A 14,553-nucleotide genomic window follows, 5' to 3' on the forward strand; every position below is an offset into this window, starting at 1 on the left:
GAGGCTTGCGGAGTCGCTCCCGCGCACCCCTACTCTTCGAGGATGACCCTCTCGCCCGCTCTCGCGGCCCTCTCCGACGACTCGTTCGTCTCGCTCACGACCTTCCGGAAGACGGGCGTCGGAGTGTCGACGCCGGTGTGGATCGCCCGCGACGGAGCGGACCTGATCGTCACGACTCCCCGCAAGAGCGGCAAGGTCAAGCGCCTGCACAACGACCCGCGGGTGACCCTCGTCCCCTGCGACCGCCGCGGCCGCGTCGCCGACGGCGCCAGCGTCCTCGAGGCGGAGGCGCACATCGTCTCCGACGCCGACACCGTCGAGCGCCTCGGCCGCGTCTTCCTCCGCAAGTACCGCCTCGAGTACCGCGTCTTCATGGTGATCGAGCGGATCGTCTCCCGCGGCGACCGCACCCGCGTGATGCTCCGCATCGCGGACCGCTGAGCGAGCCCGTCCTGCCGGTCGCCGGACCGCCGAGCGTGCCCTGCATGCTGGTCGAGTAGCCCCGCAGGGGCGTATCGAGCGGCGAAGCCGCTTCGCGTCTCGGTGGTGTGGGAAAGGACGCGGCGCCGCCGCGTCATGTTGGTCGAGTAGCCCCGCAGGGGCGTATCGAGACCCGCCACCACCAGCAGGGCGGGTCTGCGGACTCGCGTCCTGACGGTGGTGGATCTCGATACGCCCGCTCCGCGGGCTACTCGATCAGCATGGTTTTCCCATAGGTAGGCCTTCGGCGGCGGCGGTTCGCGGAGGCGCGGCCGTCCGAGGCTCTGAGTCGCCAACAGGCCGTTGGTGTTTTGCTGGGGACGCGGCAGCAGCCCTTCATGCTGGTCGAGTAGCCCCGCAGAGGCGTATCGAGCGGCGAAGCCGCTTCGCGTCTCGGTGGTGAGGGAAAGGACGCGGCTGCGCCGCGTCATGTTGGTCGAGTAGCCCCGCAGGGGCGTATCGAGACCCGCCGTCGCCAGCAGGACGGGTCTGCAGACTCAGCGTCCTGACGGTGGTGGATCTCGATACGCCCGCTCCGCGGGCTACTCGATCAGCATGACTTTCCCATACGGATGAGGTGATCTTTCCCAGGAGACCCGCCGTCATCAGCAGGGCGGGTCGGCAGACTCAGGATCTGACGGTGGTGGATCTCGATACGCCCGCTCCGCGGGCTACTCGATCAGCATGGGACGTCACCACCGCCGGTCCTCCCCGATCGATACGCCCGCTCCGCGGGCTACTCGATCAGCATGGACGTCCCGCCTACACCCCGGCCGCCCGCGGCGGATAGGGCTTCGGCCGCGGGGCGCCTCGGCACTACGGTGGGGCGTCGCACGCCGGTGCCCCCGCGCCTCCCGCGCACGCCGGCGCACGCAGAAGGAGCACGTATGAGCATCGGAGCAGGGATCTTCCTCCTCGTCGTCGGCGCGATCCTCGCGTTCGCCGTGGACGTCCAGGTGGCCGGAGTCGACCTCAAGCTGGTCGGCTACATCCTGATGGCCGCCGGAGCCGTGGGCCTCGTCCTCGGCCTCGTCCTGATGACGCGGCGCCGCCAGGCCGTCTCGACCACCCGCTCGGCGGTCGACCCCGCCAGCGGTGAGCAGGTCACCCGCCGCACCAGCGAGGGCAACGGCCCCGTCGTCTGACCGCGGAGAACGAGAAGAGGGGCGTCACCGGCATCACCGGTGGCGCCCCTCTTCTCGTCGCCGGGCGTGCCGCGGCGACTACTCGTCGTCCGGCTCGCCGCCCGAGACGGTGTCCGTGTCGCCGCCGCCGCTGGAGGTGTCGGTGCCGGTGCCGTCGGGGAGGTCCTCGGTCTTCTCGGCCTTCTCGTCCTCGGTGCCGTTGCTGCTGTCGCTGCTCATCGCCGCTCTCCCTTCGCCCGGCGCTCTGCCGGAACGCCCACTCTCCTCCGCGCCGGCCGCAGCGCACCAGGGGGTGGCGGCGAGGGGCCGGACGGGGGCACGATGCGCCGACGCCTCCGCACAATCCCCAGCGGCGCACCCCGCCCGTCCGGTTGACTGGGGGCGCTCCGCCGACCGACGGCGGCACTCTGGAGGAGACATGGCGAACCACCGATTCGAGCTGCGGTCCGGACGCGGGATCGGCGTCTCCGCCGCCGGCGACCCGATCGCCGACCGGCTGGTCGTGTTCTGCCACCCCACTCCGGGCGCGGGCGGCTTCGATCCCGACCCCCTGGTCACCGGCCCCTGGGGGCTGCACCTGCTGATCCTCGACCGCCCCGGCTACGGCGCCTCCGACCCCGTCGACGCGAGGCACGGCCGCGTGCAGGACCGCGCCGACGACCTCGCCGAGTACCTGCGCCGCTCCGAGCGCACCGCCCGCGACGTCGACGGCGCCCGCTTCGGCAGCGTCGGCGTGGTCGGCTGGGGCTCCGGAGGCGTCTTCGCGCTCTCGCTCGCCGCGCGGCACCCGGACCTCGTCGACCGCATCGCGATCGTCGGCACCCCCGCTCCCCCGCAGGCCGGCGCGCTCGTGCACGCCACGACGGCGTGGGAGCGGCGCCAGACCCTGCCCGGCGAGGACGCCGCGGGGATCGCCGCCACGCTCCCCGAGGACGCGCCCGGACTCGAGTCCCTCGGCGTCGACCCCGACGACCCGGTGCTCGCGAGCCACGGCGGCCTCCGCAACCGGCTCGAGCGGATGCTCGGCGAGGGCTGGCGCCAGGGCCCCGGCGGCGCCGCGACCGATCTCGTCGCGCTCCGCGACGGCTCCTGGGCCGACGAGCTCGACCGGGTCACCGCCGAGGTGCTGATCGTGAACGGCGACGCGGATCCGGTCGCCGGCTCGGAGGACGCGCGCTGGTTCCGCTCGCGGCTCGCCGACGCGCGCTCCGCGACCGTCGACGGCACGGGCCGGCTGGCGCTGGTGCGCGAGTGGCGCCGGATTCTCGACCACGTCGCTCCGCTCGAGCGCGGCGCGGAGGGACGATGAGCCGCCGCAGCCGCCGCCGGAGCGGTGTCGGCCTCGGCGCCGGACCGCTCGCGCTCGTCGGCGCGATGGCGGTCTCCGGAGTGATCCACCTCGCGCGCCCCGCCGTGTTCGAGCGCGCCGTCCCGCGCGCGATGCCCGGCCCGGTCCGCGGCTGGGTGCTCGTCTCGGGGGTCGCCGAGCTCGCCTGCGCCGCCGCGACGCTCTGGCCGCCGACCCGCGCCGCCGGCGGAGTCGCCTCCGCCGCCCTGATGGCCGGGGTCTTCCCTGCCAACGTGCAGATGGCGCTCGACGCCCGCCGCCCGCGGACCCGCGCGATCACGCTGCTGCGCCTGCCGCTGCAGATCCCGCTGGTGCTCTGGGGCCTGCAGGCCGCCCGCTCGACCCCGCGCTGAAAGCGACCGCGGAGGCCGACGCAACCCCGAGCGGTGCTCGGGAGCGCGCTGCTACCGTCCAGGCATGAGCGACCAGAAGGCGGATGATCGCCGAGACCAGCTGACCAGCGCACCGAAGGCGACGGAGGCCGACGCGGCCCCGCGCATCGACGTGACGACCACCCCCGCGGGCGACACCCGCATCGACATCCGCGACGACGCCGCCGTGCGCCCGGGCCGCGTCGACGCCGACGGCGAGGAGCTCGCCGAGGACGGGCTGGACGAGGACGGCGCCGATGTCTGAGCTCAAGCGCGCCGCGATCGTCTACAACCCCGTCAAGGTCGACCTCGAGGCCGTGCAGGCCGCCGTCGCCCGCGCCCAGGAGGCCGCCGGCTGGGACGAGACCCTCTGGTTCGAGACCTCCGTCGAGGACCCGGGAGCCGGCCAGACCAGGGAGGCGCTCGAGGCGGGCGTCGACACGGTGATCGCCGCCGGCGGCGACGGCACGGTCCGGGTCGTGGCGGAGGCGCTGCTGGGCTCGAAGTCCTCGCTCGCGCTGCTGCCCTCGGGCACCGGCAACCTGCTCGCCCGCAATCTGAACCTCACCCTCGACGACGTCGACAACGCGCTGACCGTCGCCTTCTCGGGCCAGGACCGCCCGATCGACATCGGCATGATCGACATCGAGACCGCCGAGGGCCGCGACCGCAAGGCCTACGTCGTGATGGCGGGCCTGGGCATCGACGCGAAGATGCTCGCGAACACCGACGACGACCTGAAGAAGCGCGCGGGCTGGCTCGCCTACGTCGACGCACTGCGCAAGGCCCTGCTGGACAAGAACCAGCTCGAGTTCCGCTACTCCCTCGACGGCGCGAAGAACCGCAAGGTGCGCGCGCACACGATCATCGTGGGCAACTGCGGCGCCCTGCCGGCGAACATCCTGCTGCTGCCGGACGCCGCGGTCGACGACGGCGAGTTCGACATCGTGCTGCTGCGCCCCGAGGGCTTCTTCGGCTGGGCGCAGATCATCTTCAAGGTGGTCTGGGAGAACGGCGTGCTGCGCCGCAGCGGTGCCGTCGGCAAGAAGCTGATGGGCCTGACCAAGGAGGTCTCGGCGCTGCGCTACGTCAAGGGCCGCGAGCTCGTCGTGCGCCTGGAGAAGCCGCAGGAGATCGAGCTGGACGGCGACCCGTTCGGGACCACCTCGGCGTTCCGCACCTGGATCGAGCCGGGCGGACTGACCGTCCGGGTGCCGGCCGCCTGACAGGGCGGTCGGGACGAACGAGCGCTGACCGGCCGCCTGACAGGGCGTCGCGACGGATGAGCGGGGACCCGCCGCCTGATCGGAAGGCGGCGGGCACCGGCGAGCGCTGGTGCGGCGCGAGTTCGGGTCACGCACCCCATGCGCTTGCATGGACACGGCGACCCTAGTGCGGATTCCGTCGTGAAAGCAATGGATACCGTTCCCGGAGGCGCCGATCCGGCGTCGAGCAGGTGATTCTGCTCAGTGATCCGTGCCGGACGCAACGGATTCCGCATCCCGCGCGCGATCCGGCCGTCGCGGGTCCGACCCGCCACCGGGGCGTCTCCGCGCCCGTCAAGCGGGAGAACCGGGCTCCGTCGCTCCAGTACCGTTCCCCCCATGGGCTTCTTCGACCGCACCGACCCCCCGGCCACTCCCCCGGCCGCTCCCCCCGCCGAGCGGCGGCCGACGGTCTGGAGCGACGGACTCGGGCGCTTCGCCTTCCGCTGCCTCCAGGCGCTCATCGTCCTGGGACTCGCCGCGGTCCTCGTCCTGGCGATGACCCAGCTCACGCTGGTGATCATCCCGGTGCTGATCGCGATCATCCTCGCCTCGGCCATCCACCCGGTCCTCGCCTGGATGCGCCGCAAGGGCGTGCCCTCGATCCTGGCGACCTGGATCGCCCTGATCGGCCTCCTCGCGATCCTCGGCGCCATCGGCTGGCTGATCACCGTCGCCGTCCGCAACCAGTGGGACGAGCTGGTCAGCAGCGCCTCCGACGGCATCGCCTCGCTGCAGGACTACGTGCAGCACCTGCCGTTCCAGATCGACGAGCAGCAGATCGAGGACGCCCGCCAGACGGTGGTCGACTTCCTCACCTCGAGCTCCTTCGGCTCCGGCGCCCTCGCCGGCGCGGCCGCCGCCGCCAACTTCGTCACCGGCCTGGTGCTGATGATCGTCGTCCTCTTCTTCTTCATGAAGGACGGCCCGAAGATCTGGGAGTTCCTGCTCCGCCCCTTCACCGGCTCGAGCTACGACCGCGCCAAGCGCGTCGGCGGCAAGACGGTCGACGTCCTCGGCGGCTACATCCGCGGCACGGCGACCGTCGCTGCGGTCGACGCGATCGGCATCGGCGTCGCCCTGGCGATCCTGCAGGTGCCGCTGGCCCTCCCGCTCGCGGTGATCGTCTTCCTCACCGCCTTCATCCCGATCGTCGGAGCGACGGCCGCCGGCATCCTCGCCGCCCTCGTCGCGCTGGTGGCGAACGGCCCTGTGGCCGCGCTGATCGTGATCATCGTCGTCATCGCGGTCAACCAGCTCGAGGGCAACTTCCTCCAGCCGGTCGTGATGGCCCGCTCGCTCAAGCTGCACCCGCTGATCGTGCTGATCGCGCTGACCATCGGCACCGTGCTCGCCGGCATCGTCGGCGCCGTCCTCGCCGTGCCGATCGCCGCGGTCGCCTGGGGCATCGTCTCGGTCTGGAACGGCCCCGACCGCCCGGCCGAGCCGGCCCGGCAGAAGCGCGACGAGAGCGTCTGACCCGCTCGGATCGCCACGACGGGACCGTCGGGCCGCACCCCTAGGGCGTGCGCCCGATGATCCCGTCGCGCAGCGCCTGGCGCCGCAGCGCGATCTTCGTGCTCACGCCGACGCCCTCGGCGCGGTACTTCGCCCGGGCGTTGCGGAGCGAGCTGCGCGCCGCGTCCTGGGTGATCCCGAGCTCGGTCGCGACCTGCTTGAGCGAGAGGCCCTCGACGAAGAGGCCGACGATCCGGCGCTCGCGGGCCGTCAGCGGTCCCGCGCCGCCGCCGCCGAGCAGCGCCCGGGTCTGCGGGGTGAGGAAGCACTCGCCGCGCGCCGCGGTGCGGATCGCCTCGAGGATGACCTCGGTCCGCTCGCTCTTCACTAGATAGCCGCGTGCTCCCGCCTCCAAGGCCCCCGCGACGGTCTCCGGCTGCGAGTGCGTGCTGATGATGATCGTCGCCGCTCCCGAGGCGGTGATGGTGCGGATCTTCATCGCGAGGTCGAGGTCGTCGCCGAGGTCGATGTCCAGCAGCACGACGTCGGTCGGGAAGCGCGGGTGCGCCAGCAGCGCGGTCCAGCTCGGGGCGGTCGCGACGACGCGGATGTCGGAGCCGGAGCGGTTGATCCACTCGGTGAGGGCGCTGAGCAGGATCGGGTGGTCGTCGAGGATGGCGAGGGCGATCCCGGGGGCCCCGCTCGCCGTCACGGGATCGGGCGCACTCATGCCGGCCTCCCCGGCGGGCGGTGGTCCAGCTCGATCGTCGTGCCCGTCCCCTCCGGCGAGGCCCGATGCGCGCCGATCTCGCCGAGGATCCCCCACACCGAGGGATCGAGGTCGCGCGGGCGCAGACCCGGCGCGCGGAGGACGATCCGCACGGGTGCCGCCGCGTCCTCGCTCTGCGCGAGCAGCAGCTCGATCGGCGGGCGACCGGCGCCCGCCTGCGTCGTCAGCAGCCAGAGGACCGAGAGCAGGCGCGAGCGGTCGGGCGGAGCGAGCGCGGCGGCCACCCCGCGCGGGTCGCGGACGAGGACCGACCCGGCCAGCAGCGCCGACTCCTCCACTGCGATCTGCAGCCAGGTGCGGTCGTGGCTGCGCGCCAGCACCTCCCGCAGCCGGTCGCCGAGCAGCCGGGCGCGCTCGCCGAGATCGGCGTCGGGGACGGTGTCGCGGGCGACGACCTCCTCGAGCAGCTCCGCGATCTCCGCGTCGACGCGGGCGAGCTCCGCGGCGGCGAGGCTGCCCGGACCCGTGCCCGGTCCGTCCACCACGCTGTCGGCCAGCGTGCGGTCGAGCCCGCGGTGCACGTGGCGGTCGAGTGCGGTGAGCAGGGCCGCGTAGACCGCCACCGGCGCGGTCGACAGCAGGACGTTCCCCACGGCGATGCTCGTTCCGTCGTCGGCGAGCAGCGCGTGGCCCAGCAGCCCGAGCAGGCTGAGCGCGACGAGCCCGGCGATCGCGCCGGTGCTCCGCGCGGGCGGCTGGAAGCCCAGGAGCGCGATCACCGTCGCGCCCACTCCGATGCAGACCGTCGGGTAGTAGAGCGGCGCCGGCGCCGGCAGCGCGTAGTCGGCGAACTCCAGCACCAGCGCCACGGCGTCGACGACGACGACCCCGGCGAACAGCCGGCGGGGCAGCTCGCCGCGCCGGGTCACCACGACGACGATCCCCACCGCGAGCGCGCCGAGCACCAGGACCCAGGAGAGGCCGGAGAGCCAGGTCGCCGACCGGTCGTTCAGCGCCCAGAGGAAGGAGGCGAGTCCGCGGACCACCAGCGCCACGGAGATCGAGAGGAAGCCGACGCTGAGATAGCTCGCGGTGAGGCGGTTCGTGCGGGTGATCCGCTGGCGGACCGAGTCGAGCGTCCGCGGGCCCTGCCCCGCCGCCCGGACCAGCTCGACGAGCGTGCCCTCGCCGGAGCGGTCGGCGGCCTCCGCCGGGGCGGTCATCGCGGCACGCTCATCAGGACGGTCGTGCCGGCGCCGACCGCGGAGAACACCCGGACCGTCCCGCCGACCGCCTCGATCCGCCCGACGACCGACTGCGCGAGCCCGAGCCGCGCCGCGGGCACCGCCGAGGGGTCGAAGCCGCGACCGGCGTCCGAGACGGTCACCCGGACCGAGTCCGGCCCCTGGTCGAGCGTGACGTGCGCGGTGGCGGTGCCGGAGTGGCGGCGCACGTTCTCGAGGCACTCCCCCGCCGCCCGCGCGAGGGCGTCGAGCGCCGGTGCGCGGAGGGGGACCTCGGTGCCGGAGTCGTCGGCGCCCGCGTGCCAGCGCACCTCCACGCCGAGCGTCTGCGCCCGGCGGCCGACCTCGGCGAGCACGGCGGGCACCGGGCTCCCCTCCTCGACCGCCGTCGGAGCCGGCTCCGGCTCGGCGCGGTCGAGCCGGCGGAGGAGGGCGAGGTCCGCCTCGGCCTGGGCCCGCAGCGTCGACGCGGGGACGCCCTCGCCGCGGTGGGCGAGGAGGGTGAGGGTGGCGAGGATCGTGTCGTGCATCAGCCGCGCCTCGCGGCGGCGCTGCGCCTCGCTCTCGCTGGAGCGGCGCTCGGCCGCGTGCGCGGTGAGGAGGCGCGCGGTGCCGGCGTGCGCGCGCTCGACGCTGGAGGCGAGCCAGCGGGCGCCGATGACGGCGATGATCCAGCAGACGACGACCGAGAGGCCGACGAACAGCGCGCGGCCCGACCCCCAGGTGGCCGCCGTCGCGAGGGCCAGCGCCGGGAGGCCGGCGAGCACGGCCGCCGCACCGAGCCGCGGGGACGAGCCGATCGCGAGCAGCCCGGCGGGGAGGGCCATCGAGGCGAGCATCGTCACGCAGCTGAGCACGGTGCGGTCGCCGTCCTGGACGCCCGGGCCGAGGAACGCGGCGAGCGCGGCGAAGCCGAGCACGAGACCGGCCAGCACCGCCCGCGCCCCGGCGGGGCCGGCCCGGCGCGAGGAGAGCTGGATCGCGGCGCTGACGACGAGCAGGAGGGCGCTCGGCAGCACGGCGAGCAGCTCGCCGGGCGCGAGCAGAGCCAGGTGGAGCGCGGACGCGCCCGCGAAGACGCCCCCGGCCCGGCGCGCGCACGCGAGCCCGACCTCGCTCTGCTCGCGCCGGAGCTCGAGCGCGTCGGCGGTCGCGATCGCGGCGGTCGCGGCACTCGAGGTCTCGGCACCCGGGGTCTCGGCACCGGGGGTCTCGGCACTCGGGAGCAGCATCGACACCTCGCCGGCAGGGGGTGCGCGAGCCGCACCCGGAGTTGCATCGTGGCACAGCGGACGGACGCGCGCGGAGCCGTTCTGCACTCCGCGGTCGCGCTCGGGCGCCCGTCTCCCGTAGAGTGGGGTCATCTCCTGGGCGATCGCCCGAATTCCACGGCTGAGAAGTCGCACCACGACGAAGAGACTCAGCCCCTGATAGAGACCGCACGGATCGAGTGCATCGCCCTCGATCTCCCGGTTCGAACGCCCGCCTCACCCGCGGGTACCGCCCTTCACAGGACGCCGCGGAAGCCGCGCCGTTCCTCGTTCGACCCCCGCTTCTCCGACACTCTCGGTGAGCGGGACGTTCTCCCCCGCGCAGACGCACTCCCCACGAGGAGCCGCGCTCTCCGCCCCCAGACGACCCGGACCATCCGGCCGACGCGTGTTTCACCCGCAGCGGCCGAGCGGATCGGGTACCGCACAGCTGTGCGAAATCTAACGACGGCCGCTCACGCGGGCGTCACCATCACGTAAGGAAAAGAAATGCCTACTGGCACCGTTAAGTGGTTCAACTCCGAAAAGGGCTTCGGCTTCATCGCTCCCGACGACGGAGGCGCCGACGTGTTCGCGCACTTCTCCGCCATCGCCAAGGAGGGCTACCGCGAGCTCGTCGAGAACCAGCACGTCGAGTACGACGTCGAGCAGGGCCGCAAGGGCCCGCAGGCCGCGAACATCCGCGGCGTCGGCGAGTAATCACCGACTCCTGCGTCACACGGCCTCCGGGCCGCAGCGACCTCTGAACGCCCCGTCCCCCGCGATCCTCGGATCCGGTGGGCGGGGCGTTCGTCGTTCCCGGTCCGACCTGCCCGGGGCCGCGCCGCGGCGGTATCCTCGCGAGCATGGGACGACTGATCTACGGGCCGCAGTCACTCGAGATCGACTTCGACGATCGACTGCTCGCCCACCTGAAGGTGGCGATGTTCGCGAAGATGCGGCGGAACGAGTCGTTCAGCCTCTCCTGGACCGAGCCGGAGTCGAGCGGCTACGGCCGCAGCTCCGTCTGGATCCACCCGACGACGCCGCTGCACTTCCGCTTCCACGGCGGCCGGCGCCCGGCCCTCAACCGCACCTGGATCGACGAGCTGATCGCCCACGCCAACGCCACCGGCGAGATGGTCCTGGCCGCGGAGCCCGACGAGCACGCCTGACCCCCGGGTCTCGATACGCCCCTCCGGGGCTACTCGACCAGCATGCTTGCCGCTAGCGGCTACTCGCCCGGCAAGTCGGCCGACACGCCCACCATGCTGATCGAGTAGCGCCCGCAGGGCGCGTATCGAGATCCACCACCGCCGGACGACCCACCCCGCTGAGGACGGCGGGTCTCGATACGCCCCTCCGGGGCTACTCGACCAGCATGTCTGCGGGATGCCGACGCACGCGGCTCAGACGACGCGGGGGCGGGCGGTGTGCACGAGCTCGTCGTGCGGCAGGGCGCGCAGGCGTGCCGCGATCTCCTCGCGGGCGGTGGCGTCGACGGACGCCCAGGCGTACTCCTCCGGCCAGAGCGGAGTGAGGGTCACCAGCTCGACGTCGCCGGTCGCCAGCTCGAGGCGCTCGGGCAGGCCGCCGCCGCGGAGCCCCAGCAGCACGCCGACCGAGCCGTGCTCGTCGGTCCAGGCCGGCGGAGCGGCCGCGCCGTGCAGGGTCGCGGTGTCGACGCCCGTGCGGCAGCAGACGCCCTGCAGCGCCGCGAGACGGGCCGCCTCGTAGAGGACGCGGAACTGCCAGTGGTTCCAGAGGTCGGCCGCGGGGATGCCCCGGAGCGCCGAGGTCTCGAGGCACAGCTCGAGACCGAGGCCGGTGCCGGGTCGCGCGAGGCGGTCGAAGGGATCGCTGAGGCCGTCGGTGGCGAGCACCACGGAGGCGCCGCGCTCGACGCGGAGGAACGCGCGGTGATCGGTCGGCCAGCGGGCGCCGCCGCGCACCCCCGGGTCCTCCGTCGAGACGACGACCGTGCGGTCCAGCTCGCCGACGCTGCGCCAGAGCTGGGCACGATCCTCGGCCACGGCCTCCGCGAGGGCCTGCCGCTCGTCCGGGGTCCAGCGGAGCTCCCGCGCGCGGTTGAACAGCAACGACATGAGACTCCCCGTCCGCGCGGCCGGCGTGCCGCGTCCTCCGGAACCGTACGGGGCCCGCCAGGGGGGCTCCTCCGAGCAACCGGAGTAGTTCCTGGACGCCGGGCCGCGCCGCGGACGGGCTCAGCCGAGCGGATCGACGCCGTTGTGGCGCCAGCGCTCGTCGGCGAGCTGGCCCGAGCCGGCCTCGCCGTCGTGCGCGCCGAGCGGCTCGGCCTCGCGCCGCGCCTCGACCGGGACGGCCCCGAGCGAGGTGCCCGCGCCCTCGGCCGTGCTGCCGGGGGCGAGCAGCCCCTCCTCGTCCTCGCGGGAGCCGACCTCGTCCTCCGGGGCGTTCTCGGTGCCGCTCTCGGCCATCGAGTCGTAGGGGTGGTCGGGGTCGGCGCTCTCGTCGGGAGTGGTGCTCTCCTCGTTCTCGGCGTCGGCGGGCTGGACGTCGTCCGGCTGCTCGACGTTCGCCGAGCCTCCGCTGGTGAATCCGGCGAACTCGGGGCTCTCGTCTGCGCTCATGGCCGCCACGGTAGCACCGGGCGGCCAGCGCCTAGGCTCGGGGGACGACCGCCTCGGCGGCACGACGACGGGAGCGGGAAGTGCGACGACTGGGTTACGAGCGGTTCGGCGGACCGGACGTGCTCTCCTGGCGGGAGGCCCCCGTGCCGATGCCCGGACGCGGCGAGGTGCTGGTGCGCACGCGCGCCGCGAGCATCAACGCGACCGACGAGAAGATCCTCTCCGGCGCCGCCCGGATCATGACGGTCGGCCGGAAGCGCCCCTACGGCTTCGGGCTCGACATCGCCGGCACGGTCGAGGCGCTCGGCCCGGGCGACCACTCCGTCTCGATCGGCGACCGGGTGGTGGGCATGACCCGCGACGGCGACGCCTTCGCCGACGCCGCGATCGTCCGCGGCCGCTCGCTGGTGCCGCTGCCCGACTCCCTCGACGACGTGCAGGGGGTGACGCTGGCGATGTCCGGCGGCACCGCGATCGGCGTGGTCGACGCCCTGCGGGTCCGGGCCGGCGAAGAGGTGCTGGTGGGCGGCGGCTCCGGAGCGATCGGGAACCTCGTCGTGCAGCTGCTCCTCCGCGCGGGCTGCACCGTCGCCGCGACCGGCTCCGCCGCGTCCGCCGACACCCTGCGCGGGCTCGGCGCCGAGCCGCACGACTACCGCCTGCTCGACCTCGGCGTGCTCGGCGGCCGCTTCGACGCGGTGCTCGACGTCTCCGGACACCTGCCGGCGCGGGACGCCGCGATCCTGCTGGCCGACGGCGGCCGCTACGCCACCCTCGTGCCGAGCGGCCCGGACCTCGGCGCCCAGGCGGCGAGCCTCGTCCGGCGCGGCCGCCCGAAGGTGAGCAACCTGATCGTCACGGCGAGCGCCGAGCGGATCGGCCGCGCGGTCTCGCTCGCCGTCTCGGGCGAGCTCGTCCCCGCGGCCGGCGCCGTGCATCCGCTCGACGAGATCGTCGCCGTGCTGGCGCGGCGCGCTCAGGGCACCGATCGGACGATCGGCAAGATCGTCTTCACCGCCGACGACGCGGCTCCGCTGAGCTGACCGGACCCGAGCCGACCGGGGCGGCGGACTCGCCCTCCTCCTCGCGCGGCGCCGCGCCGCCGAGGGAGAGGGTCGCCGCGAAGCCGACGGCCAGGAACGCACCCGCGGCGAAGGCGGCGAAGCGCGTGCCGTCCGAGAGCGCCTCCCCCGCGGCCCGCGCGACGTCCGCGGTGCCGGGGTCGGCCGCGAGACCGGCGATGGCCGCTCCCGAGGAGTCGACGACGGCGTCCACCGTGCTGCTGACCTGCGCGGCCGGCAGCCCCTGGTCCTCCAGCGACGAGGCGAGGACACCCGCGGTCGAGGTGTAGAGGATCGTGCCGAGCACCGCGATGCCGAGCGCCGAGCCGATCTGCCGGGCCGTCGACTGGGTGCCGGAGCCCTGCCCGCTGAGCTCGACCGGCACGTCGCGCAGCACGACCCCGGTCAGCTGCGCGGTGGCGAGGCCGACGCCGGAGCCGTAGACGGCGAGGAAGGGCACGAGCGCCCACCACGGCGTCGTGTCGGAGACGACGGCGCCGATGCCGACGACGCCCACGATCTCGGCCGCGAGCCCGACCCGGACGATCAGCACGGCCGAGACGCGGTTGCCGAACGCGCCCGCGAAGCCGGAGGCGACGAACGAGCCGAGCGCGAGGGCGATCAGCACCAGCCCGGTCTGCACGGCCGTGTAGCCGAGCACGTTCTGCAGCCAGATCGGCAGGGCCAGGATGATGCCGAACTCGCCGAGCGAGACGATCATCGCGGCGATGCTGCCGTTGCGGAACGAGGCCAGCCGGAAGAGCCGGAGCGAGAGCATCGCCGAGCGCCCGGCGCGCTCGCGGGCCCGCGCCCAGAGCACGAAGGCGATGGTCGCGAGGACGGCGACCACGAAGGCGACCGGCACCGGCGAGGGCAGCCACCAGCCGAGGCTCCGGCCCTCGATCAGGCCGAAGACCAGGCCGGCGGAGGCGACGACCGAGAGCAGCGCGCCGACCAGGTCGACGCGGCCCGCGTCCGGCTGCTTCGACTCGTCGACGAAGAGCAGCGCGCCGACGACGATGACGATCCCGAGGGGGATGTTGATCCCGAAGGCCCAGCGCCAGGAGAAGTCGGTGGTGAGCCAGCCGCCCAGCAGCGGGCCGACGGCGGTCATGCCGCCGATCGTCGAGCCCCAGACGGCGAAGGCGATCGCGCGCTCCTTGCCGCGGAAGGTGGCGTTGATCAGCGAGAGCGTCGACGGCAGCACCATCGCGCCGCCCACGCCCTGCACCACCCGCGACAGGATCAGCAGGTCGCCGGTCGCCGCGAGCGACGCTGCCACCGAGGACAGCGCGAACAGCGCGATGCCGACGACGAGCATCCGGCGCCGGCCCCAGCGGTCGGCGAGCGTGCCGAAGGCGAGCAGGAGCGCGGCGAAGACGAGCGTGTAGGACTCCTGCACCCACTGCACCTGGGTCGAGGTGATGCCGAGGTCGGCGACGATCGACGGGATCGCCACGTTCACGATCGTCGAGTCGACGATGATCGTCGCCACACCGAGGCTGATCACGACCAGTCCGATCCACCGGCGCCGTGCTGCTGCGAGAGCCATGATGCCGTCCTCCTCCGCCCCGGATCCGGTCCGGAGC

At 73.9% G+C, this 14,553-nt stretch carries 17 protein-coding genes; 10 read left to right on the forward strand and 7 right to left on the reverse strand.

Going from position 1 to position 14,553, the window contains the following annotated elements:
* The first annotated feature begins 42 nt into the window (after positions 1–42).
* Together HQQ86_RS06310 and HQQ86_RS06315 are read left to right on the forward strand one after the other, a co-directional pair.
* A complete protein-coding gene (locus HQQ86_RS06310; RefSeq protein WP_173287227.1) occupies positions 43–441 on the forward strand; it encodes a PPOX class F420-dependent oxidoreductase in 399 nt (132 codons plus the stop codon).
* Positions 442–1,367: 926 nt separating this feature from the next.
* Positions 1,368–1,625 carry a DUF6458 family protein gene (locus HQQ86_RS06315; RefSeq protein WP_173287228.1) on the forward strand — a complete coding sequence of 86 codons (258 nt, stop codon included), beginning with the start codon at positions 1,368–1,370 and terminating at the stop codon, positions 1,623–1,625.
* 78 nt (positions 1,626–1,703) lie between these two features.
* Here the strand turns inward: HQQ86_RS06315 and HQQ86_RS06320 are convergent, their stop codons facing one another.
* Positions 1,704–1,844, reverse strand: a complete 141-nt coding sequence (locus tag HQQ86_RS06320; protein ID WP_173287229.1) for a hypothetical protein — start codon at positions 1,842–1,844, stop codon at positions 1,704–1,706.
* A 199-nt stretch (positions 1,845–2,043) separates the two neighbouring features.
* On the opposite strand from HQQ86_RS06320, the gene HQQ86_RS06325 reads away from it, so the two are divergent.
* The 5 genes from HQQ86_RS06325 (at position 2,044) to HQQ86_RS06345 (ending at position 6,088) form a co-directional block, all read left to right on the forward strand.
* A complete protein-coding gene (locus HQQ86_RS06325) occupies positions 2,044–2,934 on the forward strand; it encodes an alpha/beta fold hydrolase (RefSeq protein ID WP_173287230.1) in 891 nt (296 codons plus the stop codon).
* On the forward strand, positions 2,931–3,326 hold the full coding sequence (locus HQQ86_RS06330; RefSeq protein WP_216844935.1) for a hypothetical protein: 396 nt from the start codon (positions 2,931–2,933) through the stop codon (positions 3,324–3,326). Before HQQ86_RS06325 ends, HQQ86_RS06330 begins: the two co-directional genes overlap by 4 nt.
* Positions 3,327–3,390: 64 nt before the next feature.
* Positions 3,391–3,609, forward strand: a complete 219-nt coding sequence (locus HQQ86_RS06335; RefSeq protein WP_173287231.1) for a multidrug transporter — start codon at positions 3,391–3,393, stop codon at positions 3,607–3,609.
* Positions 3,602–4,570: a diacylglycerol kinase family protein gene (locus HQQ86_RS06340; protein WP_173287232.1), complete on the forward strand. Its 969-nt coding sequence runs from the start codon at positions 3,602–3,604 to the stop codon at positions 4,568–4,570. Before HQQ86_RS06335 ends, HQQ86_RS06340 begins: the two co-directional genes overlap by 8 nt.
* A 378-nt stretch (positions 4,571–4,948) precedes the next feature.
* Entirely contained in the window at positions 4,949–6,088 is a 1,140-nt protein-coding gene (locus HQQ86_RS06345) for an AI-2E family transporter (protein ID WP_173287233.1), read from the forward strand.
* A gap of 40 nt (positions 6,089–6,128) precedes the next feature.
* On the opposite strand, the gene HQQ86_RS06350 is transcribed toward HQQ86_RS06345, so the two are convergent.
* The 3 genes from HQQ86_RS06350 to HQQ86_RS06360 are packed head-to-tail and all read right to left on the reverse strand — an operon-like array spanning position 6,129 to position 9,273.
* Entirely contained in the window at positions 6,129–6,797 is a 669-nt protein-coding gene (locus HQQ86_RS06350) for a response regulator transcription factor (RefSeq protein WP_173287234.1), read from the reverse strand.
* On the reverse strand, positions 6,794–8,020 hold the full coding sequence (locus HQQ86_RS06355) for a hypothetical protein (protein ID WP_173287235.1): 1,227 nt from the start codon (positions 8,018–8,020) through the stop codon (positions 6,794–6,796). Before HQQ86_RS06355 ends, HQQ86_RS06350 begins: the two co-directional genes overlap by 4 nt.
* Positions 8,017–9,273: a sensor histidine kinase gene (locus tag HQQ86_RS06360; protein ID WP_173287236.1), complete on the reverse strand. Its 1,257-nt coding sequence runs from the start codon at positions 9,271–9,273 to the stop codon at positions 8,017–8,019. The genes HQQ86_RS06355 and HQQ86_RS06360 overlap by 4 nt, the downstream gene beginning before the upstream one ends.
* A gap of 528 nt (positions 9,274–9,801) precedes the next feature.
* Here HQQ86_RS06360 and HQQ86_RS06365 point away from each other — a divergent pair.
* Both HQQ86_RS06365 and HQQ86_RS06370 read left to right on the forward strand, forming a co-directional pair.
* Positions 9,802–10,011 carry a cold-shock protein gene (locus HQQ86_RS06365; RefSeq protein ID WP_123444803.1) on the forward strand — a complete coding sequence of 70 codons (210 nt, stop codon included), beginning with the start codon at positions 9,802–9,804 and terminating at the stop codon, positions 10,009–10,011.
* A 146-nt stretch (positions 10,012–10,157) separates the two neighbouring features.
* Positions 10,158–10,466 (forward strand): hypothetical protein, encoded by a 309-nt coding sequence (locus HQQ86_RS06370; protein WP_173287237.1) that lies wholly within the window; start codon positions 10,158–10,160, stop codon positions 10,464–10,466.
* A gap of 234 nt (positions 10,467–10,700) precedes the next feature.
* Here HQQ86_RS06370 and HQQ86_RS06375 read toward each other — a convergent pair whose 3' ends face one another.
* Positions 10,701–11,396 (reverse strand): hypothetical protein, encoded by a 696-nt coding sequence (locus HQQ86_RS06375; RefSeq protein WP_173287238.1) that lies wholly within the window; start codon positions 11,394–11,396, stop codon positions 10,701–10,703.
* Between the two features lie 120 nt (positions 11,397–11,516).
* Complete coding sequence (locus HQQ86_RS06380) at positions 11,517–11,903, reverse strand: hypothetical protein (protein WP_173287239.1); 387 nt, start codon at positions 11,901–11,903, stop codon at positions 11,517–11,519.
* Between the two features lie 80 nt (positions 11,904–11,983).
* On the opposite strand from HQQ86_RS06380, the gene HQQ86_RS06385 reads away from it, so the two are divergent.
* Positions 11,984–12,946, forward strand: a complete 963-nt coding sequence (locus HQQ86_RS06385; protein ID WP_173287240.1) for an NADP-dependent oxidoreductase — start codon at positions 11,984–11,986, stop codon at positions 12,944–12,946.
* Here HQQ86_RS06385 and HQQ86_RS06390 read toward each other — a convergent pair.
* Complete coding sequence (locus tag HQQ86_RS06390) at positions 12,915–14,516, reverse strand: DHA2 family efflux MFS transporter permease subunit (RefSeq protein ID WP_173287241.1); 1,602 nt, start codon at positions 14,514–14,516, stop codon at positions 12,915–12,917. The two genes, HQQ86_RS06385 and HQQ86_RS06390, sit on opposite strands and share 32 nt — an antisense overlap.
* Positions 14,517–14,553: the final 37 nt, after the last annotated feature.

The sequence above is a fragment of the Rathayibacter sp. VKM Ac-2857 genome, from assembly GCF_013205025.1.
Classification (GTDB): domain Bacteria; phylum Actinomycetota; class Actinomycetes; order Actinomycetales; family Microbacteriaceae; genus Rathayibacter.